The sequence below is a fragment of the uncultured Caulobacter sp. genome, assembly GCF_947036865.1.
In the GTDB taxonomy this organism is placed as follows: Bacteria; Pseudomonadota; Alphaproteobacteria; order Caulobacterales; family Caulobacteraceae; genus Caulobacter.
In genome coordinates this window covers 48,168-72,501 of the sequence record NZ_CAMQSF010000008.1, presented here as the reverse complement: position 1 = coordinate 72,501, position 24,334 = coordinate 48,168, and the positions used below count along the sequence as shown (strand labels likewise).

The following is a 24,334-nucleotide window of genomic DNA, read 5'->3' as shown; positions in this document are numbered from 1 at the left end:
TCGGCGCTCTATTTCGGGGAGCACCGCATGACCCTCTACATCCTGGCCTTGTTGATCGGCGTCATCGCCGGCCTGCGCGCGATGACCGCGCCCGCCGCCATGGCCTGGGCCGCGAGTCTTGGCCGGCTGTCGCTGGCGGGCTTCCCGCTGGCTTGGCTGGGCGGCCCGATCCCGGTGGGCCTCTTCACCGTGCTGGCGCTGCTGGAGCTCTTCGCCGACCAGCACCCCAAGACGCCCAGCCGCAAGGTTCCGCAGCAATTCGCGGCGCGCGTTCTGAGCGGCGCCTTCAGCGGCGCGGCCCTGATGATGCCCAGCGGTCACTGGCTGCGCGGGGCGGCGATCGGCGCGGTCGGCGCGGTGATCGGCACGCTGGGCGGGGCCGAGGCGCGGGCGCGCCTGGCCAAGGCGTTCGGCAAGGATCAGCCGGCCGCCTTCGTCGAGGACGCCGTGGCCGTGCTCGGCGCGGCCCTGATCGTGATCCTGGCCCCGTGAGCGACGCGCCGAGGGCCTTCGACGCCATCATCGTCGGCGCGGGTCAGGCCGGCCCCGCCCTGGCCGGTCGGCTCAGCGCGGCGGGCCAGACCGTGGCGATGATCGAGCGCAAGGACTTCGGCGGAACCTGCGTCAACACGGGCTGCATGCCGACCAAGACCCTGGTCGCCAGCGCCTACGCCGCCCACCTGACGCGCCGCGCGGCGGACTACGGCGTGGTGCTGGCGGGCCCGGTCGGCGTGGATATGCGCCGGGTCCGCGAGCGCCAGCAGACGGTCGTCCGCAACGCGCGCGGCAATGTCGAGAAGTGGCTACGCGGCATGGCGGGCGTCACGGTCGTCGAAGGCCACGCCCGTCTCGAAAGCGCCGACACGGTGCGGGTGGGCGATGATCTTCTGACCGCGCCGAGGATCTTCCTGAACGTCGGCGGCCGCGCCAACGTGCCGGACATGCCGGGGATCGACGAGATCCCCTATCTGACCAATGTCGGCATGATGCGGCTGGACGTCCTGCCCGAGCACCTCGTGATCGTCGGCGGCAGCTATATCGGGCTGGAATTCGCCCAGATGTTCCGGCGCTTCGGCAGCCAGGTGACGGTGGTCGAGATGGGGCCGCGCCTGATCGGCCGGGAAGATCCCGACATCTCCGACGCGGTGCGCGAGATCCTCGAGGTCGAGGGCGTGACGGTGCGGCTGAACGCCGAGTGCATCCAGTTCAGCAAGGTCGAAGAAGGCGTCCAGGTCCACGTCACCTGCGAGGCCGGCGCGCCGCGGGTCACCGGCTCGCACGTACTGCTGGCCGTGGGACGTCGCCCCAACACCGATGATCTCGGCCTGGAGGCGGCCGGGATCGAAACCGACAAGCGCGGCTATATCGTCGTCGACGACCAGCTGCGCACCACCGCGCCCGGCGTCTGGGCCCTGGGCGACTGCAACGGCCGGGGCGCCTTCACCCATACCGCTTATAACGACTTCGAGATCGTCGCCGCCAATCTGCTGGACGACGATCCGCGAAGGGTCAGCGATCGGATCGGCTGCTACGGCCTGTTCGTCGATCCGCCGCTGGGTCGCGTCGGCATGACCGAGGCCGAAGCTCGCGCCACCGGCCGCCCGCTGCTCGTTTCCAAACGTCCGATGACCCGGGTCGGCCGCGCGGTCGAGAAGGGGGAGACCCAGGGCTTCATGAAGGCCGTGGTGGACGCCGAGACCAAGGCGATCCTGGGCGCGGCGATCCTGGGCCTGAACGGGGACGAGGTCGCCCATGGCCTGCTGGACGTGATGTACGCCAAGGCGCCCTACACGGTGATCTCGCGCGCGGTGCACATCCACCCCACCGTGTCGGAGCTCATCCCCACCCTGCTGCAGGACCTGAAGCCGCTTTAGATTTCGAGAGCCGGCTTTCAGACGAAATCAGAGCCTGTTGCGGTTGCGAACGCGGCGAGCGTGACCAGATATCCGCCAGACGCCGACGGAGGGTCGGCGCCCCTTGTTCAGGGACAGTCTCCATATGCCCACTCTGTTCGATCCGCTGCGCGTCGGCGCGCTTGATCTGCCCAACCGCGTCGTCATGGCGCCGCTGACCCGGCTGCGCGCCGGCCCGACCCAGATCCCCAACGCCTTGATGGCCGAGTACTACGCGCAGCGCGCCTCGGCCGGTCTGCTGATCACCGAGGGCGTGCCGGTCACGCCGCAAGGCGTCGGCTATGCCGGCGTGCCGGGGATCTGGTCGAAGGAACAGGTCGAGGGCTGGAAGCAGGTCACCAAGGCCGTGCACGACAGGGGCGGCCGCATCTTCATGCAGATCTGGCACGTGGGCCGGATCTCCGATCCCGAGCACCTGAACGGCGAGCTCCCGGTCGGCCCCAGCGCCATCGCCGCCAAGGGCCATGTCAGCCTGCTGCGTCCCGAGCGCCCCTACCCCACCCCGCGCGCGCTGACCACCGAAGAGGTCGCCGGCGTCGTCGAGGCCTTCCGACAGGGCGCCCAGAACGCCAAGGACGCGGGCTTCGACGGCGTGCAGCTGCACGGCGCGAATGGCTATCTGCTCGACCAGTTCCTGCAGGACGGCTCCAACCAGCGCACCGACCAGTATGGCGGCTCGATCGAGAACCGCGCCCGCCTGCTGCTGGAGGCCACGGACGCGGCCATCTCGGTGTTCGGCGCCGACCGCGTCGGCGTGCACCTGGCGCCGCGCGCGGACAGCCATTCGATGGGCGACAGCGACTTGGCGGCGACCTTCGGCTACGTCGCCAAGGCCCTGGGCGAGCGCAAGATCGCCTTCATCTCCACGCGCGAATACGCCGGCGCCGACAGCCTGGGCCCGGCGCTGAAGGCCGCGTTCGGCGGGGTCTATTTCGCCAACGAGAAGTTCGACCGCGACAGCGCCAACGCCGCGATCGCGGCGGGCGAGGCCGACGCGGTGATGTTCGGCAAGGCCTATATCGCCAATCCGGACCTGGTCGAGCGTCTGAAGGCCCATGCGCCGTTGAACGCCCCCGACCCGACCACCTTCTACGGCTTCGACAATGGTCCCCGCGGTTACACGGACTATCCGACGCTGGAGCGGGTCGCCGAACCGGCCGAATAGAGGCCGACCGGCGCGCGTCTAGGCCGGGATCAGCCCCGCCTCGACATAGGCGCGCGCCACCGCCTCGGCGACCTTGATGCCGTCGACGGCGGCCGAGAGGATGCCGCCGGCATAGCCCGCGCCTTCCCCGGCCGGGTACAGGCCGGCGGTGTTCAGGCTCTGGAAGTCCTTGCCGCGGGTGATCCGCACCGGCGAGGACGTCCGGGTCTCGACCCCGGTCAGCACGACGTCGGGATGATCGTAGCCCGGGATCTGGCGGCCGAAGATGGGTAACGCCTCGCGCATCGCCTCGATGGCGAAGTTCGGCAGACACCGGCTCAGATCGGTCAGGTGGACGCCCGGCTTGTACGACGGAAGCACCGCGCCGAATTCCGTTGACGGCCGTCCGGCCAGGAAGTCGCCGACCAGCTGACCGGGGGCCTTGTAGGTCCCCCCGCCCGCCTCGAAGGCCAGGCTCTCCCACTTGCGCTGGAATTCGACCCCCGCCAGCGGGTGGCCCGGATAGTCCCGCTCGGGATCGATATCGACGACGAAGCCGGAATTGGCGTTCCGCTCGTTGCGCGAATACTGGCTCATGCCGTTGGTGACGACGCGGCCGGGCTCCGAGGTCGCCGCCACCACCGTGCCGCCGGGGCACATGCAGAAGCTATAGACCGTGCGGCCGTTCTTGCAGTGATGCGAGATGGCGTAGGCCGCCGCGCCGAGGTCCTTGTGGCCGGCGCAGTCGCCAAAGCGGGCGCGGTCGATCCAGGACTGCGGATGCTCGATGCGCACCCCGATCGAGAACGGCTTGGCCTCGATGTGGACGCCGCGATCATAGAGGGCCTGGAAGGTGTCGCGCGAGCTGTGGCCCAAGGCCATGACCACGTGGCGGGCGGGGAGATAGTCGCCGCCGGCGATATGAAGCCCGCGGATGCGGCGCGCCCCGTCCTCGCCCATCTCGATGTCGAAATCCTCGACCCGATTTTGCCAGCGGTACTCGCCGCCCAGGCTCTCGACCAGGGCGCGCATGTTCTCGACCATGTGCACCAGGCGGAAGGTGCCGATGTGCGGGTGAGCCTCGGTCAGGATCTCTTCCGGCGCACCGGCCTTGACGAACTCCTCCAGCACCTTTCGGCCCAGGAAGCGCGGATCCTTGATCTGGCTGTAGAGCTTGCCGTCCGAGAACGTCCCCGCCCCGCCCTCGCCGAACTGGACGTTGGACTCCGGATTGAGCTCGCTCCGGCGCCACAGGCCCCAGGTGTCCTTGGTCCGCTCCCGCACGACCTTGCCCCGATCGACGATGATCGGCTTCAGCCCCATCTGGGCCAGGATCAGGCCGGCGAAGAGGCCGCACGGCCCGGCGCCGATCACCACCGGACGCGGGCCCTCGAAGCCCTCCGGCGCCCGGGCGACGAACCTGTAGGCGGTGTCGGGCGTCGGCCGCACGTGATGATCGCCCGCGAAACGGCTCAGCACGGCGGTCTCGTCGCGCAGGACGACGTCCACCGAATAGACCATCAGGATCCTGGACTTCTTGCGCGCGTCGTGCGCCTGGCGCGCGACGTCGAAGCTCAGCAGGTCCTCGGCGGGAATCTCCAGGCGCTCGAGGATGGCGGGCCTCAACGCCTCGGGCGGATGGCCGAGCGGCAGTTTCAGTTCCGAAAGACGCAGCATGGCGCGCGTCTTAGCCGGAACCGCGCCGAAGCGCCATCGGCGGCGAGCTCGGGCGGCGCGGCCCCTTGCCACGGCCGGCGCGATGGCCGACAAAACCCCATCGCCTTTCTAGAGTATCTCGCATGCCGCACCCGTCCGCGCCCGTCATCGCCGTGGTCGGGGCGGGATTCAGCGGGGTGATGACCGCGCTCAATCTGCTGCGCCGCTCGCCCGAGGCCAAGGTCATCCTGTTCGAGCGGCGGGTCCCCGTGGGCCTCGGCGCCGCCTACGCGACGCACAATCCCCGGCATCGGCTCAACGTGCGGGCGGGCAATATGAGCGCCTGGCCCGATCGGCCCGGTCATTTCGTCGAGTGGCTCCAGGCCCGCGGCCTGGGGCTGGGCGCGGCGGATTTCGCCACGCGCGCCGACTATGGCCGCTATCTGCAGAGCCAGGTGGCCGAGATCGCCGAGGGGCCGGCCGGCGCGGGACGCCTGGTGGTGGCGCCGGACGCCGTGGTCGGGATCGAGCCGGGCGGCGACGGCTGGCGCCTGACCTCGGCGATGGGGCGCGCGTTCGACGTTCATGCCGTGGCCCTGGCGCTGGGCAACCCGCCGCCCGCGCGGCCGCCGGGCATCGACGAAGGCTTCGCCGCCTCGGACGCCTATGTTCCCGATCCGTGGCGCTGGGACGCGCGCCAACTCGGACCCGGGCCGGTGCTGCTGATCGGCGCGGGCCTGACCATGGTCGACGTGGCGCTGTCGCTGGACGACGCCCAGCCCGGCCGGCCGATCCTGGCGCTATCGCGACGAGGTCTCGCCCCGCTGGAGCATGACGGCGCGCCGCCGGCCCAGCCGCTGGCGCCGCCGCCGGGCGACTTGTCCCCGTTGCGGGCGCTGGCCTGGCTGAAGGCGACCGCGGCGGACCACGGCTGGCGCACGGCCATCGACGCGGTCCGCCCCGCCACCCGGGCGCTGTGGAGCGGCTGGTCCGCGAGCCAGCGCCAGGCCTTCCTGCGCCACGCCCGGCCGTTCTGGGAAATTCATCGCCATCGGCTGGCGCCCGAGGTCGCGCGGCGGATCGCCGCCCTGCGGGCCACGGGCCAGCTGGTGATCGCGGCCGGCAAGATCCGCGACCTCGCCCCACAGCCCGATGGCCTGGCGCTGTGCCGATGGCGCGGCCGGGGCGAGCGCGCGACCTATGTCGCCCGGGCGGCGGCGGTCATCAACTGCACCGGTCCGACCGGCGATATCGTCACCTCCGACGATCCGCTGATCCTCGATCTGGTCCGCCGGGGGCTGGCGCGGCCCGACGGCTTGCGGCTGGGCTTCGACGTCGACGCGGCCGACCGCCTGCGCGACGTTTCCGGCGCCAGCCATCCCACGCTCTTCGCCGTCGGCCCCGCCACGCGCGGCGCGCACTGGGAGATCACCGCCGTGCCCGACATCAGAGGCCAGGCCGCGGCGGTGGCGGAGGCTATTCTCGGCGCGCTCGGCGGGCGCGCTCCGGCCGTCTAGAAGGAACCCCCATGTCCGTCGTTCGCTTGTTCTCCTACGGCACGCTGCAACAACCCAAGGTCCAGCGGGAGACGTTCGGGCGGCTGCTGGAGGGGCGTCCCGACGCCCTGCCGGGCTTCCGCCAGACCCTGCTGCGGATCACCGATCCGGCGGTGCTGGCGACCAGCGGCGAGGCGTTCCACCCGATCGTCACCCCGACCGGCGATCCGGCCGACCGGATCGAAGGCGCGGTCTTCGAGATCACGCCCGAGGAACTGGCCGCCGCCGACGCTTATGAGGTTTCCGACTACAAGCGGATCGCCGTGCGCCTGGCGTCGGGGCTCGAGGCCTTCGTCTACGTCCAGGCCTAGGCATCGGCGACCAACAGGTCCTCGAAGAACGCGCCGAACGGGCGCGTGGGATGGCGGATCTGGATCTCCAGGATCCACAGGCCCGACGCGGGTTGGCGTTCGAAATCGCCCAGCTTGCCGCCCTTATAGATCGCGTGCGGGAAGTCGCTGACCCGATGCCCGCGGATCTCCCAGTTCAGCACCCAGCCCATGGCGTCGGCCCGCGCTCGCGCGAAGTCGTAGAGGGTCTGGCCGGTGACACCCTCTTCGCGCCACCGCTCGGCCACCTCCTTCCACAAGGTCCGCGCCGCCTCGGCGCAGGCCGCCATCTCGGGATCGTCGCCGACCACAAAGGTGTCGCCCGCGTCGCCCTCGTGGCCGTTCCAAACGACGCCCAGGTCGACGAAGAAGATGTCGTCGGCGCCCAAGGTCCGTTCCGGCTCCATCAGGGCCAGGAAGGTGTCGAGCGTGCCCTCGCCGAAGCGGATTATCGACTTGTGCCAAAGCCGCTCCATGCCCATCGCCGCCAGCACGGCCTCGGCGTGGTCGTGCGCCCTCGCCTCGGTCATACCGGGCTGGATCCCGGCGGCGATCCGCCGGACGGCCTCGAAGGTCAGGTCGCGCGCGGCGATCATGGCGTCCAGCGAGAAGGCCTGGCCCACGCCCTCCCGGCGCTCGGCGGCGAGCGTCATCGGGCGGCCTTCGCCGAGAGGAAATGGCGCGGATCAAGCGCGGCGTGGGTGAACCGCGCCTGGCGGATCGCGCCCTTGAAATAGTCGATCTTGTTCATCCGCGCGCCGATCGACGCCTTGCCGGGCCCCTGCGGCTTGAAGGCGATCTCGGCCTCGCCCTGCAGCACGCCGTCGACGAAGCAGCGATACATCTTCCCATCGAAGCTCTGGGCCACGGCGTACCAGCGCCCGATCGGAAAGGTCTTGTCCGGAAAGATCAAGGTCTGCTTGTAGCCGGGCCCGGTGACATAGGTGTCGAGCCACCACTGGCCGTTCTCGGTGCGGATCTCGAACATCATGCGCGTGTTCAGCGGCGGCCCGTCGGTCGGCGCCTGCGGGTCCTCGGCGATGTGCATCCAGCGCTGGGCCTGGGCGCCGCCGTCGGGACGGAACAGGGCCTCGGCGGTGAACCGCGCCGCGCCGGCGAACGGGTGCTGGTCGATCACCAGCCGGTCGTCGACGCCGTCGAACAGCACCGCCTTGCCGAATGGGCTCCGGATCAGCGTCGGGTCGCCCTCGACATGGGTCGGGACGCCGCCGATGTCGGTCAGGCGGTCGAAGGTCCAGGTGACCGTCTTGGGACGAGCCAGGGCCGGCGAGGCGGCCAGGGCCGCGCCGGTCGCCAGCACGGCGCGTCGAGTCCAGGGATGGGTCATGTCAGGCTCCGCGAGTCGCGCCCGCAACTTGGGCCGCTTCGCCGCGAACGGGAAGCCGGCGCGTCGCCCGGTCTAACGCGGCGCGGTCAGGCCGGGCTTGGCGCGCGGATAGCTGCGCGTCGACAATGGCGCCGGCTTGTAGCCGACCTGGAAATGACAGGCCTCGCCATAGGTCTTGACCGCCTCGGCGCAGCCGGCGGCCAGGCTGGCCGGGCTCGGCTTGATCCCCTTGCCGGTCCAGGCGTCCATGGCCCTGAAGAGGGCCGCGTATTCCGGCGTGGCGAGCTTGGAGTGCTCGTGCTCGTCGGTGAACGACTGGACCAGGAGATCACTCTTGCCGGCCTTGGCGACGGTGTCGCGGAAGACGCTTTCCAGTTCCACGAAGGCGGTGGGATCGTCGATGGCGTGCATGGTCAGGGTCGGGACCATAAGCTTGCCGGTGAGGTCGCTGTCCTCGGCCAGGCGCCGCACGCCCTCCGGATCGGCGGCGAAGCGCGGGACGCCCGCGTTCAGGGCCTTGTCGTCGTCCGAGCCCTTGTAGACCACGCCGACGTTCGAAAACGGGTTCTTGCCGCCCAGGCGCTTGTTGACCATGTCGGCGAAGGTGAAGGTCGCCCAGCCAAGGTGGCTGCCCAGCGTGCGCTCCGGAATGCGCGTGACGGCCAGGATGTTGGCGAGATTGCGCTTTTGCGCCGCCGTGCGCTGGCCGGCCGGCAGATCAACGCCCGTGCAGGCGTTGAGCCGCTCGTCCAGCTGCCTGTTGGTCAGTTTCGAGCCGACCGGCTGGCCCTGCCAGAGCGGGTACTGCGCCTCGTCCTTGGCCGGGTGATTGCCGCAGTAGAACTGGTAGACCGCCCGGAGGTCGGCGCGGAAATCGTAGCTGCGCGTGCCGCCGCCCAGCACGCCGCTGGTCAGGATGACGCCGTCATAGACCGGCCTGCCGTCGGCGCCTTGACCATAGAGCTCGGCGGTCTTGGCCGCGACATTGCCGCCCCAGGACTGGCCGTGCAGCAAGGTGCGCTTGGGCCGGCCGAATGTGTCCCAGAACAGTTTCCGCAGGTTGTCGCTGTCCTCGGCGGCCGAGCGCACGCCATAGCCTTCGCGGCGATAGTTCGAACCGGCCCAGGCATAGCCCTCGGCGACGGTGACGGAAAACCGCTCCAGGTCCTCCAGAGCGTCGTCGGGCTTGGGCGCCTTCAGGCGCGGCCCGCCGTGGGTGTGAACCACCAGCGTCCCGTTCCAGGCCTTCGGGACGGCGATCCAGTAGTAGGCGCCGTTGGCGTCCTGGCCGGCCAGGCACTTGGTCTCGGCGGGGAGTCCCTCCGGACAGGACCTTTCGACCGGCTGGGCGTGGACGACGGTCGCGGACAAGGCCAGACCCAAGACGGCGACGGAGAGCTTCAGCACCTGACGGACCTCATCACGCGAAAAACGAAAGGACGGCGTCCGCTTCCGGGGGAGGACGGAAGCGGCCAGCCGGAGCGTCGCTAGATCAGAACGACTTGGCGATGCTCATGTACCAGTAGCGAGCGTACGGATTGTATAGCGAGCCGATGTAGCCCGACGACGACAAGGGCGGATCCTTGTCGAACAGGTTCCGCGCGCCCACCCGGATGCGGGTGTCGTTGGCCCAGCCCTTCTGGCTAAAGCGATACTGGCCATAGAGGTTGACCGTGGTCAGCGGCTGAACGCGCCAGGGCTCGCCGGCCGTCGACAGGAAGTCGGTGTCCAGCACCGCGCCGGTATAGATCACCGAGGCGCCGATCTGCACCGGACCGCCGCGCCAGGTGGCCGTGCCGTTCCACTTCCACTTGGGCTTGCCGTTCTTCTTCAGCAGATTGCCCGGATCGGTCAGCGGCGTGGCGCGGTTGATCGTGCCCTTGTCGCGCGCGGCGAACAGATCGGCGATCGGCGGCGAGAGCTGCTGCGAGAACTTGTCCATGAAGGTGGCGTCGATGTTCACGCTGAACCGACCGAAATCCTTGGTCCGCAGGCTCCAGTCCAGGCCGTAGTCGATGCCGCTGACCGTCTGGGGCTGCAGGTTCTTGAACTGGTCGCGGATTTCGAGGATCTGGCCCACCGGCGCCAGGCCCGTGCCGTTGAAGAAGGCGACGTCGTCGACCGTCGGGGCGGCGCGGATGACGTTGGCGTTGTTCGAGCCGGTCAGGCGGAACAGATAGTCCTGGACGGCGATGTTGGTCGAGCCCAGCGAGCCGACGATGCCGGTCTGCTTGATCTGCCAGCGGTCGACGGTGAAGGTGAAGCGACCGAACCGCTGGGGGATGAAGGTCGGCTGCAGCACCGCGCCGATCGAATAGTTCTCGCTCTCCTCGGCCTTGAGGTCGGGATTGCCGGCCGTGGTGAAGCGGATGCCGACGCTGCGCGTGCAGGCTGTGAAGGTCGAGATGCGGCCGGCGCGCAGGTCGGCCTCGCAGCGGTAATAGTCGGTGACCGTATTGGTCCGCGAATAGCTGAACGGGTTGGTGGTCTCCAGGTTCGGGGCGCGGAAGCCCTTCTGCCAGGAGCCGCGGAACCGAACGCCGTCGACCACGTCCCAGGCGAAGGCGATCTTGGGCTTCGCGACCGAGCCGAAGTCGCTGTAGTGCTCGTAGCGACCGGCCAGCTGGACGTCGACGCGGCGCACCAGCGGGATGTTCATCTCCGGCGAGACCAGCGGCAGGGCCAGTTCGGCGAAGGCCGAGCCGACATTGCGCGAGCCCTTGGTGCTGGGCGTGTCGTTGACGCCGGTGACATTGCTGTTGCTGGTGTTGCCCGTCACCGGATCCGTGAACGGCGTGCGGCCGTCGACCATCGGGTCACGGCGGTCCTGCTGGGTCTCGTGGCGGAACTCGACGCCGGCGGCGATGCCGACCGGACCGCTCCAGATGGTCAGCAGTTCGGGCTTTGAGACCTTGAAGTCGGCCAGCGTCAGGGTGGTGGTCGAGTGGCGCTTCAGGCGGAAGCGGATGGCGTCCAGCGCCGCCTGGGAGCTGGGCGTGCAGTCCTTGCCGCCCGTGCCGTCCAGGCAGCCGCCGTTGAACGGGTTATAGGCGTCGGGCGTCGACAGGGCGAGCTGGGCCGCCAGCTTCTTGCTGTCGATCCCGTCGCTCTCGTCCTTGGCGTCGGCCTTCGAATAGAGAACCGCCGAGTCGAAGTTCCAGCCCCACTTCTCGCCCTTCAGGCCCGCCAGGAAGCGCGTCTGATAATTCTCGACCTCGACCTTGTTGGGTCCCAGATCGTTGAAGCGATAGTTGGTGAAGGTCACCGCCGCGCCGTTGACGGACACGTTGGTCAGGTTCGGCAGGCGATTGGGATTGGCCTGGCCGTTGGCGAAGGTGACCGGGCCGAAGGGGTTCCAGTAGTTGGTCGCGGGCACGCCGATCGCCACCAGGCTGGTGCCCTGGGTGGTCAGGCCCTCCGACGTCGCGTGATAGAAGCCGAGCTCGCCATAGGCGGTCAGATTGTCGGTAATGTCGTAGTGACCGTTCAGGAAGACGTTCTGCCGCTTGATCGCGGGCTGGATCGTCGTCGCGTCGCCTTGCGGGGCGTTGTAGCGATAGGCGTTGGCCGTGCTGCCGGTCGCGAGGTTGCCCGTGCCCAAGCAAAGACCGTTGGCCAGCTGGGTCGCGCAGCCGGCGATGGTGTTGGGCTGAATGTGAGCGGCGCCGGCCGCGGTGGTCAGGGCCGTCGTCCCCTGGCGGATGGCGTTGGTGACGCCGAACACCGTGACGTTGGCGAACGAGTTCTGGTTGCCGCGGTTGTCTGGCGCGCTGCTGGCGGCGTAGTCCGGATAGCCGGCGAACAGCGAGCGCAGGTCCTGGGTCGCCGTGTAGGGTCGGTCGCTGGGCCGCTGGGCGGTCCGCCAGGTGAAGTTGCCGTTCACCGAGATATTGCCTCGCCCCTCGGCGAAGCTGCGGCCCGCGAAGATGTTGCTGGTGTATTCCTTGCGGTGCGTGCCTTCGGCCCAGCCGTACTGGGCGTCCATGGTCAGGCCGTTGAAATTGTCCTGCAGGACGGTGTTGACCACGCCGGCCACCGCGTCGGAGCCGTAGATGGCGGCGGCGCCGTCGCGCAGCACTTCCAGGCGCTCGAGATTGGCGGTCGGGATGGCGTTGGCGTTGTAGCCCAGCAGCGGCACCGTGCCCGACGATTGGCTGGTCGGGTGCGAGACCAGGCGGCGGCCGTTCAGCAGCACCAGGGTGTTGCCGACGCCCAGGCTGCGCAGGTTGATCGAATTGACGTCGCCGCGCGTGGAGTTGCTGGTCTGGGGCGCGTTGCTGGGATTGATGAAGACGTCGCCCATCTGCGGGATCGAGCGGAACAGGTCATCGCCCGACACCGCGCCGGTGGCGGCGATCTGGGCGTTGTCCAGCACCGTGACCGGCAAGGCGGCGGTGGTCTTGGCCCCCTTGATCTGGCTGCCGACCACGACGATCTCCTCGACCTTGATGGCTTCGGAAGCCTGCTGGGCCGCCGCGCCGGTGGCGATCAGCAGGGCGGCCAGGGCCACGCCCTGACCGAGGCGGCGGCGGTATCCGCGATGGGTTTGGTTCGTCACGCTCTTAGCTCCCCAATGTTCTTGTTCTGACTGCGTTTCGTCGAGGTTCGGCCGCCGCTCAGGGGCGGGCCGGGTCGGGTACCGGTCCGCCCCCGGAGGGCGGGGCCTTGTTCGGATGCAGGGCGGCCTTCAGGGCCGCGCCGTCGAGACCGCGTTCCCAGCGCGAGACGACGATCGCCGCCACCGCGTTGCCGATGAAGTTGGTCAGGGCTCGGCACTCGGACATGAAGCGGTCGACGCCCAGGATCAGGGCCATGCCGGCCACGGGCACCGACGGGACGACCGACAGGGTCGCCGCCAGGGTGATGAAGCCCGCGCCGGTGACGCCGGCCGCGCCCTTGGAGCTCAGCATGGCCACGCCCAGCAGCAGCGCCTGCTGCTCCCAGGACAGATGCACGCCGGTGGCCTGGGCGATGAACAGCGCCGCCAGGGTCATGTAGATGTTGGTGCCGTCCAGATTGAACGAGTAGCCGAGCGGCACGACCAGCCCGACGACCGACTTCGGGCAGCCGGCCTTTTCCAGCTTCTCGATCAGGCTGGGCAGCGCCGCTTCCGAGGAACTGGTGCCCAGCACCAGCAGCAGTTCGGCCTTCAGGTAGCGGATCAGGCTCAGGATCGAGAAGCCGTTGACCAAGCCCACCGCGCCGAGCACGACCACGACGAACAGCGCCGAGGTCAGGTAAAAGGTCCCGACCAGCAGGGCCAGGTTCGCCACGGAGCCCAGGCCGTACTTGCCGATCGTGAAGGCGAAGGCCCCGAAGGCGCCGATCGGCGCGGCCTTCATCACGATGTGCACGAACTTGAAGAAGGCCTGGGCGACCACCTCCAGGAAGTCCACCACCGGCTTGGCCGGGTCGCCGACCAGGGTCAGGGACAGGCCGAACAGCAGCGAGATCAACAGCACCTGCAGGATCTCGCCCTCGGCGAAGGCGCTGACCACGGTGTTGGGAATGATGTTCATCAGGAAGCCGACGACGCTCTGGTCGTGAGCCTTGGCGGCGTATTCGGCGACCTTGCCCGCCTTCAGGGTGGCGGGGTCGATGTTCATGCCCGCGCCCGGCTGGACGACATTGGCGACGATCAGGCCGACGACCAGGGCCAGGGTCGAGAACACCAGGAAATAGATCAGGGCCTTCAGGGCCACGCGGCCGACCTTCTCCAGATCGCGCAGGCCGGCGATGCCGGTGACCACGGTCAGGAAGATCACCGGCGCGATGACCATCTTCACCAGCTTGATGAAGGCGTCGCCCAGCGGCTTCAGCGCTTGGCCGACCTCGGGATAGTAATGGCCGATGGCGCCGCCGAGCACGATCGCGACCAGCACCTGGAAGTAAAGGTGAGTGAAGAACGGCTTGGGCCGCTCCTTGGACCCCGTCGGGGCCGCCGGTTGGATCGTCTGCACGCGCGCCTCTTGGCTCGGCCCGTAGGCCGCGTTTCCATCCCGCGCCCCTTTGCCGAGGCGCTTGGATAGACGATCCTCGTTGCCAGAAGGTCGCGCAAGCGATCCCGAGGGAAGCCACAACACGTTGTTTTATTTAAACTTCGACGCCGGGACGGCGACGCGCGTCGCGCGGATCGTGGCGGAATTCCCTCCTCTGGACGCCACGTTTGTGCGAAAATCCGCACAGAGAGAGGACCAGCGATCATGGCCTGGCCGCCAAATCTGACCGATCCGATCGCGCGCCGCTGGGTGGTGTTCGTCACGCTCGGCGCGATATTGCTGGCCGGCGCGGTCGGCTTCGCTGGGGCGGTGGTCGAGCGTCGCGCCACCAGCGATCTGGCGCGTCAGGCCCAGACCTCGGCGACCTTGCACGCGGCCGTTCTGCGCAGCGAGTTGGCCAAGCACCGCTCCCTGCCCTTCGTGCTGGCCCAGGACGCGGACGTCGCCGAGACCCTGCGCTCGGCCGACCCGCGCGGCGTCGACGCCCTGAACCGCAAGCTCGAGACCCTGAGCGGCGGCACCCGCGCGGCGGTCATCTATGTGCTGAACGCCAAGGGCGTGACCATCGCCGCCAGCAACTGGCGCGAGCCGACCAGCTTCGTCGGCTCGGACTACAGCTTTCGCCCCTATTTCAAGAACGCCCGCGCCGACGGCGTCGCCGAGCTCTTCGCGCTCGGAACGGTCAGCCGTCGCCCTGGCCTCTTCATGTCGCGCCGCGTCGACGGCCCGAACGGCGTGCTCGGCGTCGTCGTCGTGAAGGTCGAGTTCGAGGCGCTGGAGGCCGAGTGGTCCGCCGCCGAACCCGCCTTCGCGGCCGATCCGAACGGCGTCATCCTGGTGACGTCGATCCCCGCCTGGCGGTTCTCGACCCTGTCGCCCCTGCCCGGTGTCGAACAGGGTCGACTGCGGGCCGAGCACCGCTTCGGCGACGCGCCGTTCGCGGTCCTGCGGGCCGATCCGCCGCCGCTGCCGCATCGCCCGCCCGTGCTGACGACGGTGTCGCCGCCGGGGCAGAACGAGACACGCTACATGGCCGCCAGCGTGGATCTGGGGGCCGGCGGCTGGACCGTCTACACCCTGACCCCGGTCGGAGCGGCGCTGCGCACCGCCGTGACGGCCGCACGGGCCATCACGCTCCTGATCGGCCTGGCCATCTGCGGCGTCGCGGCCCTGCTGCTGCGCTGGCGCGGCGAGGCCGCCGTCCGCGCGGCCCGGCAGGAGGCCGCCCGGCGCGAACTGGAAGCGCGGGTCGCCGAACGCACCGCCGAACTCAGCGACTCCAACCGCCGCCTCAGAGTGGAGATGGAGGAGCGCCGACGCGCCGAGGCCCATGTCCACCTGATGCGGGACGAACTGATCCAGTCGAACAAGCTGGCGACGCTGGGCCAGATCGCCGCCGGGGTGGCTCACGAGATCAACCAGCCCGTCGCCGCGATCCGCGCCTATGCCGACAACGCCGCCGTCCTGCTCGACCGCGACGACGACCGGACCGCCAAGGCCAATCTCGGCCTGATCGCCGGCCTGACCGACCGGATCGGTCTGATCACCGACGAGCTCCGCGCATTCGCGCGCAAGTCGGGCGCCCCGGCCTCGGTGGTGACGGTGAGGGACGCCGTCGACGGCGCCCTGCTGCTGGTCGGCCCGCGCGCCCGCCAGCAAGGCGTCAGCATCGTCCGCGACATCGGCGACGAGTCGGCCCGGGTGATGGCCGAGCGGTTCCGCCTGGAACAGGTTCTGGTGAACCTGCTGCAAAACGCCTTGGAAGCCGTGGAGCGCACGCCCGATCCCGAAATCCGCGTGCAGGTCCTCACCAAGCGCGCGCAGGTGCGGATCCTGGTCGCCGACAACGGCCCCGGCGTCGCGGCCGAGGCGGCCAGGACCCTGTTCACGCCCTTCGCGACGACCAAGCCGCGCGGGCTCGGCCTTGGGCTGGTGATCAGCCGCGACATCGTCGCCGAGTTCGGCGGCGAGCTTTCCCTGGAGCCGGGCCACGGCGGCGCCCGCTTCGTCATGTCCCTGCCCAAGGCGCGTTAGAAATGTCCGAGACGGTCAACAAGGTCGCCTTCGTCGACGACGACGAGGTTTTGCGCGACGCCAACGTCCAGACCCTGCAACTGGCGGGGTTCGAGGTTCTCGCCTTCGGCTCGGCCGAGACGGCCCTGGCCGCCCTTTCCGCCGGGTTTCCGGGCGTGGTGATCAGCGACATCCGCATGCCCCGGATGGACGGCCGCCAGCTCTTTCGGCGGCTGAAGGACCAGGACGAGGACCTGCCTGTCATCCTGATCACGGGGCACGCCGACGTCGCCGAGGCCGTCGAGGCGATGCACGACGGCGTCTACGACTTCGTCGCCAAGCCCTACGCGCCCGACCGCCTGGTCTCCAGCGTCCGCCGCGCGATGGAGAAGCGGCGGCTGGTCCTGGAGAACCGCGCCTTGCGGACGCTCGCGGCCCAGGCCCAGAGCGACTGGCCGCTGATCGGCCAGACGCAGGTCATGGAGCGCCTGCGCGCCACCCTGCGGCAGCTGGCGTCGGCCGATGTCGACGTGCTGCTGGAGGGCGAGACGGGCGTCGGCAAGGAGCTGGCCGCCCGGGCCCTGCACGCCTGGGGCCGCCGCCGCGACCATCCGTTCGTCGCCGTGGACTGCGCCGCCCTCCCCGCCGCCGCGCTGGACAGCGAGCTCTTCGGCCACGAGCTCGGCGCGTTCAACGGCGCCTTGCGCCAGCGCACCGGCCGCATAGAGCAAGCCGATCGCGGAACCCTGTTCCTCGACGAGGTCGAGACGCTGTCGAGCGACGCCCAGGGCCGCTTCCTGCGCGTGCTGGAAGAGCGCGAGATCACGCCGGTGGGCTCGAACCATGCGCGCACCTTGGACATACGGGTGGTGGCCGCCGCGAAGATCAACCTGGCCGAGGCCGTGGCGACGGGCGCGTTCCGGCAGGACCTTTTTCACCGGTTGGACGTCGTGCGGGTCCGCATCCCGGCGCTGCGCGAGCGGCGCGAGGACGTGCCGCTGTTGTTCGCGCACTTTCTCGCCCGCGCCGCGGAGCGGCTGGGCCAGCCGCAGCCGGCCATCGACGACGCCGTGCGCTGGCGGCTGCACAACCACGACTGGCCTGGCAATGTGCGGGAACTGGGCCACTTCGCCCAGCGGGTCGCGCTGGGCCTGGCCGAGGATGGACCGCGCGACGCCGACGACGCGCCGCCGCCGCTTCCGGCCCGCGTGGCCACCTACGAGGCGCAGGTGATCAAGGAAGCGCTGGCCAGCAGCGGCGGCGACGTGCGCAAGGCGTTGGACCTGCTGAAGATCCCTCGCAAGACCTTCTACGACAAGATCGAGCGCCACGAGATCGATCTCGCGACCTATCGTCGGGGCGGGCCGGCGACCTAGACCCGCCCCGACGACGCGCTTATTGGCCCGCGCCGCCCGCCGATTTCAGCTGGGCGACGTGATCGAGGTGAGCCTGGATCTTGGTCACGGCCTGCTGGGCCGCGCCGCGCAGACCAGCGTCGTCGCCGCGCTCGCCATAGCCCCGCATCAAGGTCAGGGCCTCGTTGTGAGCGGCGTCCTGCTGGTCCAGATAGACCTTGTCGAAATCCTGGGCCGAGGCGGCGTTCAGATTGTCGATCATGCCCTTGCGGCGCTCGTCGAGCCCGGTCGGCGCGGTCTTGCCGGCGGCGGCGATCAGCGGCTTCATGCTGTTGGACAGCGCCGTGTGGTCGGTGACCATCATCTTGCCGAAGTCCTTGACCGCCTTCGACTGCCCCTTCTGCTGGGCGATGCGGCCGGCCTGGATCTCGTACATGTCGCTGATCACCGCATTGGCGACGAAGGCGTCGGTGTTGATCGGTCCCGCCGTCGAGGCCGACGCCGTGCCGACCGCGGCCGAGGTCGCGTCCTGGGCGGCGTTGACGGCGGCGTTGCCGGTGCCCGGCTCGGCGGGGTTGGGGGCGGCGTCCTTCTTCTGGCACGCGGCCATGGAAAGGGCCGCCACGGCGGCGGCGGTCAGCAAGATGTATCGAGCCATGAGTATCTCCCGTTAGACCGCATCCAACGCGGACGGCCCGGGTCGGTTCGCCGCTAGACCAAACGATGTGCCGCGCGCCCTATTCGGGCTTCCGGATCACCGCGCCGATCGCCGCGATCCGCTCGACATCGGCATACGGGGCGCGGCCGAGTTCGCTGGCGAAGATGTCCGGGTCGAGCTCGGAATAGGCGAGCGACGCGCCGACGGCGGAGACGAGGGCTTCCAGGCCGTCTCGAACCACGTCCCGCCCTCCGGCGCGGATGGGAGCGCCGGTATAGAGGATCATCCGCCCGCCCGGCGCCAGACGCGCCAGGGCCGTCCTCGCCCAGTCGAGGGCCAAGCCTTCGCCGAGCTCGCCGCCGCCGTCCTTGTAGGCCCGGCCGCTATCGCCGGCGACATAGGGCGGATTGGCGACGATGAGGTCGAGGTCGGACGGAGCGTCGTCCAGACCGGGCGACAGCCGGAAGGTCGCCGACACGCCGGCGTGCGCCGCGTTGGCGCTGGCCAGGCGCAGGGCCGCCGCGTTGACGTCGCTGGCGAAGATCCGCGCGCCCGGAACCCGCGCGCCGGTGACCACCGCCCCGACGCCCGCGCCCGTTCCGACATCGAGCGCGCGCCGGACCGGCGCCGCGCCGATCTCCCGCCCGATCAGGGCCGCGAAACGATAGCTGTCCGGACCGACGAAGACCGCGTCGGGTCCGGCGCCCGCGCAGGCCGAATGAAGGAACAGCCTGCCGTCCACCCGCGCCGCCCGGATCCGGGCGCGCTGCCCCCGGTCGCTTTCGACAAGCGCGCCGGCTTCCCTCAAGGCCTCGAACAACGCCTCGGGAAGGTCGCCCCGCCGAAACGGAAAGCCCCACCCGAGAATGTCCCGCAAGTCCGGGCGGGCGGGCGGCGGGCGCGACAGCCACCGCCGCACGGTGGCCGGGTTCGGCGTCGTGAAGTCGTAGCCCGCCGAGTCGAGATGCTGGAGCACGGCGCCCAGCGCCGCGTCCGCCCGCTGGCCCGGCATCAGCGATAGAAACTGTCGGGGACCAGTCCGCCGTTCTCGGCCAGGCGGCGCATCACGGCCCTGTGCAGGGCGATGTTCTGCTCGGCGCTGCCGGGCTCGGCCGCGTGGACGCCCAACTCGTCGGCCAGGGCCTTGCGGGCCTCCAGGCTGGAATCGAGCTTCAGGAGCTTGAGAAGATCGACGATCGAGGACCGCCAATTGCCGCCGCCATTGTCCATCTCGGCCATCGACGCGAGCACCGCTTCGACGTCGACCGGCGGCATGGCGACGGAGGGCGTCGGGGCGGGCGTCGGGGCGGGCGCGCTGTTCGCGGGTGCAGCCGACGCCGAAGGGGCGGCGCCGACCGGCGTCGTCGCGCGCGGGGCGTGAAAGATCTTGTCCATGATCTTCGAGAACAGGCTCATGAGCATCCTTGGGTCGTCGTGAGGGGTCAGACGGCAACGACGACCCGCCGCGCGGGTTCCTCCCGGCGTCGGCCAAAGCGCCTCGCCACGCGCGCGTCGGCTTCTCATTTGGCAAAAGCCTGACCTTGTTCGCCGGACGCGCGTTGTGACCCTCGTCGGCCGCGCGACGCGCCGAGGGGAGCGCTTGGCATGCATCATCGTCCCGCCCGGAGAACGCGGCTCGCGCGGGCCCTCGCGGGACTGTCGTTGGCGTGTGTCGGCGGGTGCTCGGGCGGCGTGCTGGATCCGGCGGGACCCGTCGGGGCGGGCGACGCGGCGATCCTGATCAACGCCACCTTCATCATGCTGGCCATCGTGGTGCCGACGATCCTGCTGGCCTTCTGGATCGCCTGGCGCTATCGCGCCTCGAACACCAAGGCCAAGTACCTGCCGCACTGGTCGTACTCCGGGCGGATCGAGGCCGTCGTCTGGTCGATCCCCACCCTGACGATCATGTTCCTGGGCGGCTTGATCTGGATCGGCTCCTACCAGCTCGATCCGTTTCGCCCCCTGCCCTCCAAGAGCCCGCCGGTCGAGGTGCAGGTCGTCTCGCTGGACTGGAAATGGCTGTTCATCTACCCCGAGCAGGGGGTGGCCAGCGTCAACCAATTGGTCGTGCCGGCCGGACGTCCCGTCCACTTCTCGCTGACCTCGGCCAGCGTCTTCAACGTCTTCTTCGTGCCGCGCCTGGGCTCGATGGTCTACGCGATGCCGGGCATGGTCTCGCAGCTGCACCTGCAGGCCGATAAGCCGGAGCGGCTGTGGGGAACCTCGGCGCAGTTCTCCGGGGACGGCTTCTCGGACATGCAGTTCGAGGTCCAGAGCGTTCCGCAGCGAGACTTCGACGCCTGGGCCGCCCGGGCGCGCGGGGCCGGGCCGCCGCTGGACCGCGCCGCCTATGCCGAGCTTGCGCGTCAGAGCGCGAACCTGGCGCCGCGCGGCTATGGCTCGATCGACCCGCACCTGTTCCACGCCATCGCCATGGGCGCGATCGCCCCCGCCCCGGGTCCCGCGCCGGAAGGGCAAGGCCACGCCGGCCGCGAGAAGACTCCAGAAGGAAGGCGCTGACCATGTTTGGAAAGCTCGACTGGTCGGCCGTTCCGTTCAGCCAGCCCATCCCGCTGATCACCTCCGTGGTGATCCTGCTGGCGATGCTGGGCGTGCTGGTCCTGGCGACGGTCAAGGGCTGGTGGCCCTATCTGTGGCGCGAGTGGATCACCAGCGTCGACCATAAGCGGATCGGCGTCATGTACGGCCTGCTCGGGACGCTGATGCTGATCCGCGGGTTCGCCGACGCGATCATGATGCGCACGCACCAGGCCATGGCGGTCGGCGGCGGCGAAGGCTATCTGCCGCCCGAGCACTACAACCAGATCTTCACGGCCCACGGCACGATCATGATCCTGTTCGGGGCCATGCCGCTGGTGCTGGCCTTCATGAACTATCTGGTGCCGCTGCAGCTGGGCGTGCGGGACGTGGCCTTTCCGACCTTCAACTCGGTGGGCTTCTGGCTGACGGCCAGCGGCGCGCTGCTGGTCAATGTGTCCCTGTTCGTCGGTGAGTTCGCCCGCACCGGCTGGCTGCCGTACCCGCCGCTCAGCGAGAACGCCTACTCTCCCGGGGTCGGCGTCGACTACTACCTTTGGGCGGTGCAGATATCCGGGATCGGGACCCTAATCACCGGGATCAATATCGTCACGACGGTGCTGAAGATGCGCTGTCCGGGCATGAGCTATCTGCGGATGCCGATCTTCTGCTGGACGGCGCTGGCCTCGTGCCTGCTGATCGTCGCGGCCTTCCCGATCCTGACCGCCACCTTGGCGATGCTGACCCTCGATCGGTACCTGGACTGGCACTATTTCACCAACACCGCCGGCGGCAATCCGATGATGTTCGTGAACCTCGTCTGGGCGTGGGGTCACCCGGAGGTGTACATCCTGGTGCTGCCCGCCTTCGGCATCTTCTCGGAGATCTTCCCGACCTTTTCCGGAAAGCCGTTGTTCGGCTACCGCTCGATGGTCGCCGCGACGCTGTTCATCTGCGTCGTCTCGATGCTGGTCTGGCTGCACCACTTCTTCACCATGGGCGCGGGCGCGGCGGTCAACACCTTCTTCGGGATCTCGTCCAGCATCATCGCCGTCGGCACCGGCGTGAAGATCTACAACTGGATCTTCACGATGTACGGCGGACGGGTGCGGTTCGAGGTCCCGATGCTGTGGTCGATGGGCTTCATCTTCACCTTCATCATCGGCGGCCTGACGGGCGTGCTGCTGGCCATTCCGCCGGCTGACTTCCTGACCCACAACTCGATGTTCCTGGTCGCCCACTTCCACAACGTCATCGTCGGGGCGGTGGTGTTCGCGGTGTTCGCGGGGCTCGAGTTCTGGTTTCCCAAGGTCTTCGGCTTTCGCCTGCACGCCGGCTGGGGCAAGGCGGCGTTCTGGCTGGCCTTCACCGGTTTCTGGGTCACGTTCACGCCGCTCTATGTGCTGGGCCTGCAGGGCATGACCCGCCGCCTGCAGCACGTGAACGTGCCCGACTGGGCGCCGGGCCTCTATGTCTCCGTCGTCGGTGTGGCGATCCTCGCCCTGGGCGTCGCGGCCCAGATCATCCAGCTGGTGGTCAGCATTCGACATCGCGACACGCTGCGAGACGTCACCGGCGATCCCTGGGACGGCCGCTCGCTGGAATGGGCGACCGCCTCGCCGCCGCCGTTCTTCAACTTCGCGGTCATGCCCGATGTCGAGGGCGAGGAAGCCTATTGGGACATCAAGCGGCGCGCGCTGGAAAGCCAGCAACTGGGTCCCGAGCCCGACTACGCGCCGATCGAGATGCCGCTCAACAGCCCCGTCGGAATCTACACCGCCTTCTTCACCTTCGTGTTCGGCTTTTCGATGGTCTGGCACATCTGGTGGGTGGCCGTCGCGGCCCTGGTCGCGGCCTTCGCCGGCTTCGTGGTCTTCGCCTGGCGCGACGCGCACGAACACGAGGTCCCCGCCGAGGAGGTCGCGCGCCTCGACCGGGCCCGGCGCGAGGCGCGGACGGCCCTGCTGGCCCGCCTGCCGCGCGAGGAGTCCGCGTCGTGACCGACACCGGCCTGCCCGCCAGCCTGGAGGCGCTGCGGCGCCTGCGCGAGGACCCTCACCGCCTGGGCCATCGCGCTCACGGCCCCGCCGCGCCCGTCCCCGGCGCCGGCCATGGAGAGACGGGTCCCGCGCGCAAGCGCGTCATCGTCGGCTATGGCTTCTGGATCTTTCTGCTCAGCGACATCGTGATGTTCGCCTGCTTCTTCGCGGCCTTCGCGGTGCTGCGCGGCGCGACGGCGGGCGGCCCGACCATCGCTCAGATCGTCGACCTCAAGCGCGTCGGCTGGGAGACCGCCTGCCTGCTGTTGTCCAGCTACACCTGCGGCCTGTCGTTCGCCGCGACCAACGCCCGCAACAAGCTCTGGACCCAGGTCTTCCTGCTGCTCACCGGCCTTCTGGGCCTGGCCTTCGTGGCTCTTGAGCTCCAGGAATTTCTCGATCTGGCCGCCAGGGGGATCACGCCCCAGCGCAGCGCCATGCTGACCGGCTTTTTCGGCCTCGTGGGCCTGCACGGCGTTCACGTCACGATCGGCGGGCTGTGGCTGGCCACGATGATGGCCCAGGTCCAGTTCAAGGGCTTCCGCCAGGAAATGATGCACCGGCTGCTGTGCTTCAACCTCTTCTGGCACGCGCTGGACATCGTCTGGATCGGCATCTTCACCATCGTCTATCTGCTGGCGGCCGCCCCATGAGCACTCTCGAAGACCAACCCCTTCGCCGCGCCGGCGACATGGACGACCGCGAGGACCACGCCCCCGGCGACGCGCCCGAGGAGAGCGCCGGCCATTGGGTGACCAACACCCATCTCGGCCTGGGGTTTTCGGTCGTGCTGACCGTGGCCGCCTTCGTGCTGGCGCGCGGCGGCCTGGTCTGGGCGCCGGCCATCCCCGTGGCGCTGATCGTGCTGGCCATCGCCCAGATGGGCGTCCACCTCGTATTCTTCCTGCATGTCACCACCGGCCCCGACAACACCAACAACGTGCTGGCCCTGGCCTTCGGGGTCATGGTGGTGTTCCTGATCGTGGTCGGCTCGCTCTGGATCATGGGCCACCTGAACCACAACATGATGCCGATGGACGAGCTGATGCGCATGCAGCGCTGACGGCTCGCCGTTCGCCCCCGCGCGGCGATGCCAAAAGGCACTAGCGGGCGCCCGCGGCGCCGGCCACGCATTGGGTTGCCGAGGCCGCGACCGGCGGTCACCCTCGAGGACCTCCGATGCGCACCCTGATCGTCGCCGCCGCCCTGGCCTGGACCACGGCCGCCGCCGCCCAGTCGACTTCCGCCCAATCGACTTCAACCCAGTCCACTTCCGCCCAGTCGACTTCCGCTGGATCTGCCGCGAGCGACGCCGCCTCGCCGCCCGCCGCCCCCGCCTTCGTGATGATGGCCGGTCAGTCGGACGCCTTCGAGATCCAGTCGGGCCAGATGGCCGCCGACAAGGCCTCGCGCCCCGATCTCCGCGCCTTCGGCCAGCGAATGGTCAAGGACCACACCGCCAGCACGCAGATGGTCATGGCCGCCGCGCGCAAGAGCGGCCTGTCGAGCGCGCCGCCGCCCGCCTTGCGCGCCGACCAGCAAGCCATGTTGAGCCAGTTGCAGGGCGCGGACGGCTCGGCGTTCGACACGCTGTACGTCAGCCAGCAGCTGCGCGCGCACCAGGAGGCGCTGGCGCTGCATGGCGCCTACGCCCGGAACGGCGACGATGAGAACCTCAGGAAGGCCGCCGGCAAGATCGTCCCGGTCGTCACCATGCACCTCGACATGCTGCGCAAGGGCGACGGGGGCATGAGCGGGTCCATGAGTCACTGAACCTTCCGGC

21 protein-coding genes are annotated in these 24,334 nt (G+C 69.4%); 12 read left to right on the top strand and 9 right to left on the bottom strand.

Annotated features, from left to right (window positions below; translation table 11 throughout):
* Nucleotides 1–27 precede the first annotated feature (27 nt).
* The 3 genes from Q0V34_RS07510 to Q0V34_RS07500 all read left to right on the top strand — a co-directional run bounded on the left by Q0V34_RS07510 (nucleotide 28) and on the right by Q0V34_RS07500 (nucleotide 3,078).
* Nucleotides 28–492 carry a DUF4126 family protein gene (locus Q0V34_RS07510; protein ID WP_297510037.1) on the top strand — a complete coding sequence of 155 codons (465 nt, stop codon included), beginning with the start codon at nucleotides 28–30 and terminating at the stop codon, nucleotides 490–492.
* On the top strand, nucleotides 489–1,874 hold the full coding sequence (locus Q0V34_RS07505) for an FAD-containing oxidoreductase (protein WP_297510034.1): 1,386 nt from the start codon (nucleotides 489–491) through the stop codon (nucleotides 1,872–1,874). Before Q0V34_RS07510 ends, Q0V34_RS07505 begins: the two co-directional genes overlap by 4 nt.
* 124 nt (nucleotides 1,875–1,998) lie before the next feature.
* Nucleotides 1,999–3,078, top strand: a complete 1,080-nt coding sequence (locus tag Q0V34_RS07500) for an alkene reductase (protein ID WP_297510031.1) — start codon at nucleotides 1,999–2,001, stop codon at nucleotides 3,076–3,078.
* An 18-nt stretch (nucleotides 3,079–3,096) separates the two neighbouring features.
* Here the strand turns inward: Q0V34_RS07500 and Q0V34_RS07495 are convergent, their stop codons facing one another.
* Nucleotides 3,097–4,734 carry an NAD(P)/FAD-dependent oxidoreductase gene (locus Q0V34_RS07495; protein WP_297510029.1) on the bottom strand — a complete coding sequence of 546 codons (1,638 nt, stop codon included), beginning with the start codon at nucleotides 4,732–4,734 and terminating at the stop codon, nucleotides 3,097–3,099.
* Nucleotides 4,735–4,856: 122 nt separating this feature from the next.
* Between Q0V34_RS07495 and Q0V34_RS07490 the strand changes: the two genes are divergently transcribed.
* Together Q0V34_RS07490 and Q0V34_RS07485 are read left to right on the top strand one after the other, a co-directional pair.
* Nucleotides 4,857–6,230 carry an FAD/NAD(P)-binding protein gene (locus Q0V34_RS07490; protein WP_297510027.1) on the top strand — a complete coding sequence of 458 codons (1,374 nt, stop codon included), beginning with the start codon at nucleotides 4,857–4,859 and terminating at the stop codon, nucleotides 6,228–6,230.
* 11 nt (nucleotides 6,231–6,241) lie between these two features.
* Nucleotides 6,242–6,580 carry a gamma-glutamylcyclotransferase family protein gene (locus Q0V34_RS07485; RefSeq protein WP_297510025.1) on the top strand — a complete coding sequence of 113 codons (339 nt, stop codon included), beginning with the start codon at nucleotides 6,242–6,244 and terminating at the stop codon, nucleotides 6,578–6,580.
* Here Q0V34_RS07485 and Q0V34_RS07480 read toward each other — a convergent pair.
* The 5 genes from Q0V34_RS07480 to Q0V34_RS07460 all read right to left on the bottom strand — a co-directional run bounded on the left by Q0V34_RS07480 (nucleotide 6,577) and on the right by Q0V34_RS07460 (nucleotide 13,906).
* A complete protein-coding gene (locus tag Q0V34_RS07480) occupies nucleotides 6,577–7,251 on the bottom strand; it encodes a M24 family metallopeptidase (RefSeq protein WP_297510024.1) in 675 nt (224 codons plus the stop codon). The genes Q0V34_RS07485 and Q0V34_RS07480 overlap by 4 nt on opposite strands.
* On the bottom strand, nucleotides 7,248–7,946 hold the full coding sequence (locus Q0V34_RS07475; protein ID WP_297510022.1) for a LamG domain-containing protein: 699 nt from the start codon (nucleotides 7,944–7,946) through the stop codon (nucleotides 7,248–7,250). The genes Q0V34_RS07480 and Q0V34_RS07475 overlap by 4 nt, the downstream gene beginning before the upstream one ends.
* A gap of 72 nt (nucleotides 7,947–8,018) precedes the next feature.
* Nucleotides 8,019–9,353 (bottom strand): hypothetical protein, encoded by a 1,335-nt coding sequence (locus tag Q0V34_RS07470; RefSeq protein WP_297510020.1) that lies wholly within the window; start codon nucleotides 9,351–9,353, stop codon nucleotides 8,019–8,021.
* A gap of 85 nt (nucleotides 9,354–9,438) precedes the next feature.
* A complete protein-coding gene (locus Q0V34_RS07465) occupies nucleotides 9,439–12,504 on the bottom strand; it encodes a TonB-dependent siderophore receptor (protein ID WP_297510018.1) in 3,066 nt (1,021 codons plus the stop codon).
* A gap of 58 nt (nucleotides 12,505–12,562) precedes the next feature.
* The gene (locus tag Q0V34_RS07460; protein ID WP_297510016.1) at nucleotides 12,563–13,906 is read right to left on the bottom strand and encodes a dicarboxylate/amino acid:cation symporter; all 1,344 of its coding nucleotides are present in this window, start codon (nucleotides 13,904–13,906) and stop codon (nucleotides 12,563–12,565) included.
* 243 nt (nucleotides 13,907–14,149) lie between these two features.
* On the opposite strand from Q0V34_RS07460, the gene Q0V34_RS07455 reads away from it, so the two are divergent.
* Entirely contained in the window at nucleotides 14,150–15,979 is a 1,830-nt protein-coding gene (locus Q0V34_RS07455; protein WP_297510013.1) for an ATP-binding protein, read from the top strand.
* Nucleotides 15,980–15,981: 2 nt separating this feature from the next.
* On the top strand, nucleotides 15,982–17,334 hold the full coding sequence (locus tag Q0V34_RS07450) for a sigma-54 dependent transcriptional regulator (RefSeq protein WP_297510011.1): 1,353 nt from the start codon (nucleotides 15,982–15,984) through the stop codon (nucleotides 17,332–17,334).
* 19 nt (nucleotides 17,335–17,353) lie between these two features.
* On the opposite strand, the gene Q0V34_RS07445 is transcribed toward Q0V34_RS07450, so the two are convergent.
* From Q0V34_RS07445 to Q0V34_RS07435, 3 genes are all read right to left on the bottom strand, one after another.
* The gene (locus Q0V34_RS07445; RefSeq protein WP_297510010.1) at nucleotides 17,354–17,971 is read right to left on the bottom strand and encodes a DUF4142 domain-containing protein; all 618 of its coding nucleotides are present in this window, start codon (nucleotides 17,969–17,971) and stop codon (nucleotides 17,354–17,356) included.
* A 79-nt stretch (nucleotides 17,972–18,050) separates the two neighbouring features.
* Nucleotides 18,051–18,983 carry a methyltransferase gene (locus tag Q0V34_RS07440; RefSeq protein ID WP_297510008.1) on the bottom strand — a complete coding sequence of 311 codons (933 nt, stop codon included), beginning with the start codon at nucleotides 18,981–18,983 and terminating at the stop codon, nucleotides 18,051–18,053.
* Nucleotides 18,983–19,387 carry a DUF3597 family protein gene (locus Q0V34_RS07435; RefSeq protein ID WP_297510006.1) on the bottom strand — a complete coding sequence of 135 codons (405 nt, stop codon included), beginning with the start codon at nucleotides 19,385–19,387 and terminating at the stop codon, nucleotides 18,983–18,985. Before Q0V34_RS07435 ends, Q0V34_RS07440 begins: the two co-directional genes overlap by 1 nt.
* 189 nt (nucleotides 19,388–19,576) lie before the next feature.
* On the opposite strand from Q0V34_RS07435, the gene cyoA reads away from it, so the two are divergent.
* The 5 genes from cyoA to Q0V34_RS07410 all read left to right on the top strand — a co-directional run bounded on the left by cyoA (nucleotide 19,577) and on the right by Q0V34_RS07410 (nucleotide 24,324).
* Nucleotides 19,577–20,494: a ubiquinol oxidase subunit II gene (cyoA, locus tag Q0V34_RS07430; RefSeq protein WP_297510005.1), complete on the top strand. Its 918-nt coding sequence runs from the start codon at nucleotides 19,577–19,579 to the stop codon at nucleotides 20,492–20,494.
* Nucleotides 20,491–22,512 (top strand): cbb3-type cytochrome c oxidase subunit I, encoded by a 2,022-nt coding sequence (locus Q0V34_RS07425; protein WP_367272046.1) that lies wholly within the window; start codon nucleotides 20,491–20,493, stop codon nucleotides 22,510–22,512. The genes cyoA and Q0V34_RS07425 overlap by 4 nt, the downstream gene beginning before the upstream one ends.
* Nucleotides 22,509–23,204 (top strand): cytochrome c oxidase subunit 3, encoded by a 696-nt coding sequence (locus tag Q0V34_RS07420; protein WP_297510001.1) that lies wholly within the window; start codon nucleotides 22,509–22,511, stop codon nucleotides 23,202–23,204. The genes Q0V34_RS07425 and Q0V34_RS07420 overlap by 4 nt, the downstream gene beginning before the upstream one ends.
* Entirely contained in the window at nucleotides 23,201–23,614 is a 414-nt protein-coding gene (gene cyoD, locus Q0V34_RS07415) for a cytochrome o ubiquinol oxidase subunit IV (RefSeq protein ID WP_297509999.1), read from the top strand. Before Q0V34_RS07420 ends, cyoD begins: the two co-directional genes overlap by 4 nt.
* A 116-nt stretch (nucleotides 23,615–23,730) precedes the next feature.
* Nucleotides 23,731–24,324 (top strand): DUF4142 domain-containing protein, encoded by a 594-nt coding sequence (locus Q0V34_RS07410; protein ID WP_297509998.1) that lies wholly within the window; start codon nucleotides 23,731–23,733, stop codon nucleotides 24,322–24,324.
* Nucleotides 24,325–24,334 lie beyond the last annotated feature (10 nt).

Bases quoted from the DNA above. Each gene is read 5' to 3' on its own strand.
- Q0V34_RS07510 (WP_297510037.1), top strand. From the start codon at position 28: ATGACCCTCTACATCCTGGCCTTGTTGATCGGCGTCATCGCCGGCCTG.
- Q0V34_RS07500 (WP_297510031.1), top strand. From the start codon at position 1,999: ATGCCCACTCTGTTCGATCCGCTGCGCGTCGGCGCGCTTGATCTGCCC.
- Q0V34_RS07495 (WP_297510029.1), bottom strand. From the start codon at position 4,734: ATGCTGCGTCTTTCGGAACTGAAACTGCCGCTCGGCCATCCGCCCGAG.
- Q0V34_RS07490 (WP_297510027.1), top strand. From the start codon at position 4,857: ATGCCGCACCCGTCCGCGCCCGTCATCGCCGTGGTCGGGGCGGGATTC.
- Q0V34_RS07485 (WP_297510025.1), top strand. From the start codon at position 6,242: ATGTCCGTCGTTCGCTTGTTCTCCTACGGCACGCTGCAACAACCCAAG.
- Q0V34_RS07480 (WP_297510024.1), bottom strand. From the start codon at position 7,251: ATGACGCTCGCCGCCGAGCGCCGGGAGGGCGTGGGCCAGGCCTTCTCG.
- Q0V34_RS07475 (WP_297510022.1), bottom strand. From the start codon at position 7,946: ATGACCCATCCCTGGACTCGACGCGCCGTGCTGGCGACCGGCGCGGCC.
- Q0V34_RS07455 (WP_297510013.1), top strand. From the start codon at position 14,150: ATGGCCTGGCCGCCAAATCTGACCGATCCGATCGCGCGCCGCTGGGTG.
- Q0V34_RS07450 (WP_297510011.1), top strand. From the start codon at position 15,982: ATGTCCGAGACGGTCAACAAGGTCGCCTTCGTCGACGACGACGAGGTT.
- Q0V34_RS07445 (WP_297510010.1), bottom strand. From the start codon at position 17,971: ATGGCTCGATACATCTTGCTGACCGCCGCCGCCGTGGCGGCCCTTTCC.
- Q0V34_RS07440 (WP_297510008.1), bottom strand. From the start codon at position 18,983: ATGCCGGGCCAGCGGGCGGACGCGGCGCTGGGCGCCGTGCTCCAGCAT.
- Q0V34_RS07435 (WP_297510006.1), bottom strand. From the start codon at position 19,387: ATGAGCCTGTTCTCGAAGATCATGGACAAGATCTTTCACGCCCCGCGC.
- cyoA (WP_297510005.1), top strand. From the start codon at position 19,577: ATGCATCATCGTCCCGCCCGGAGAACGCGGCTCGCGCGGGCCCTCGCG.
- cyoD (WP_297509999.1), top strand. From the start codon at position 23,201: ATGAGCACTCTCGAAGACCAACCCCTTCGCCGCGCCGGCGACATGGAC.
- Q0V34_RS07410 (WP_297509998.1), top strand. From the start codon at position 23,731: ATGCGCACCCTGATCGTCGCCGCCGCCCTGGCCTGGACCACGGCCGCC.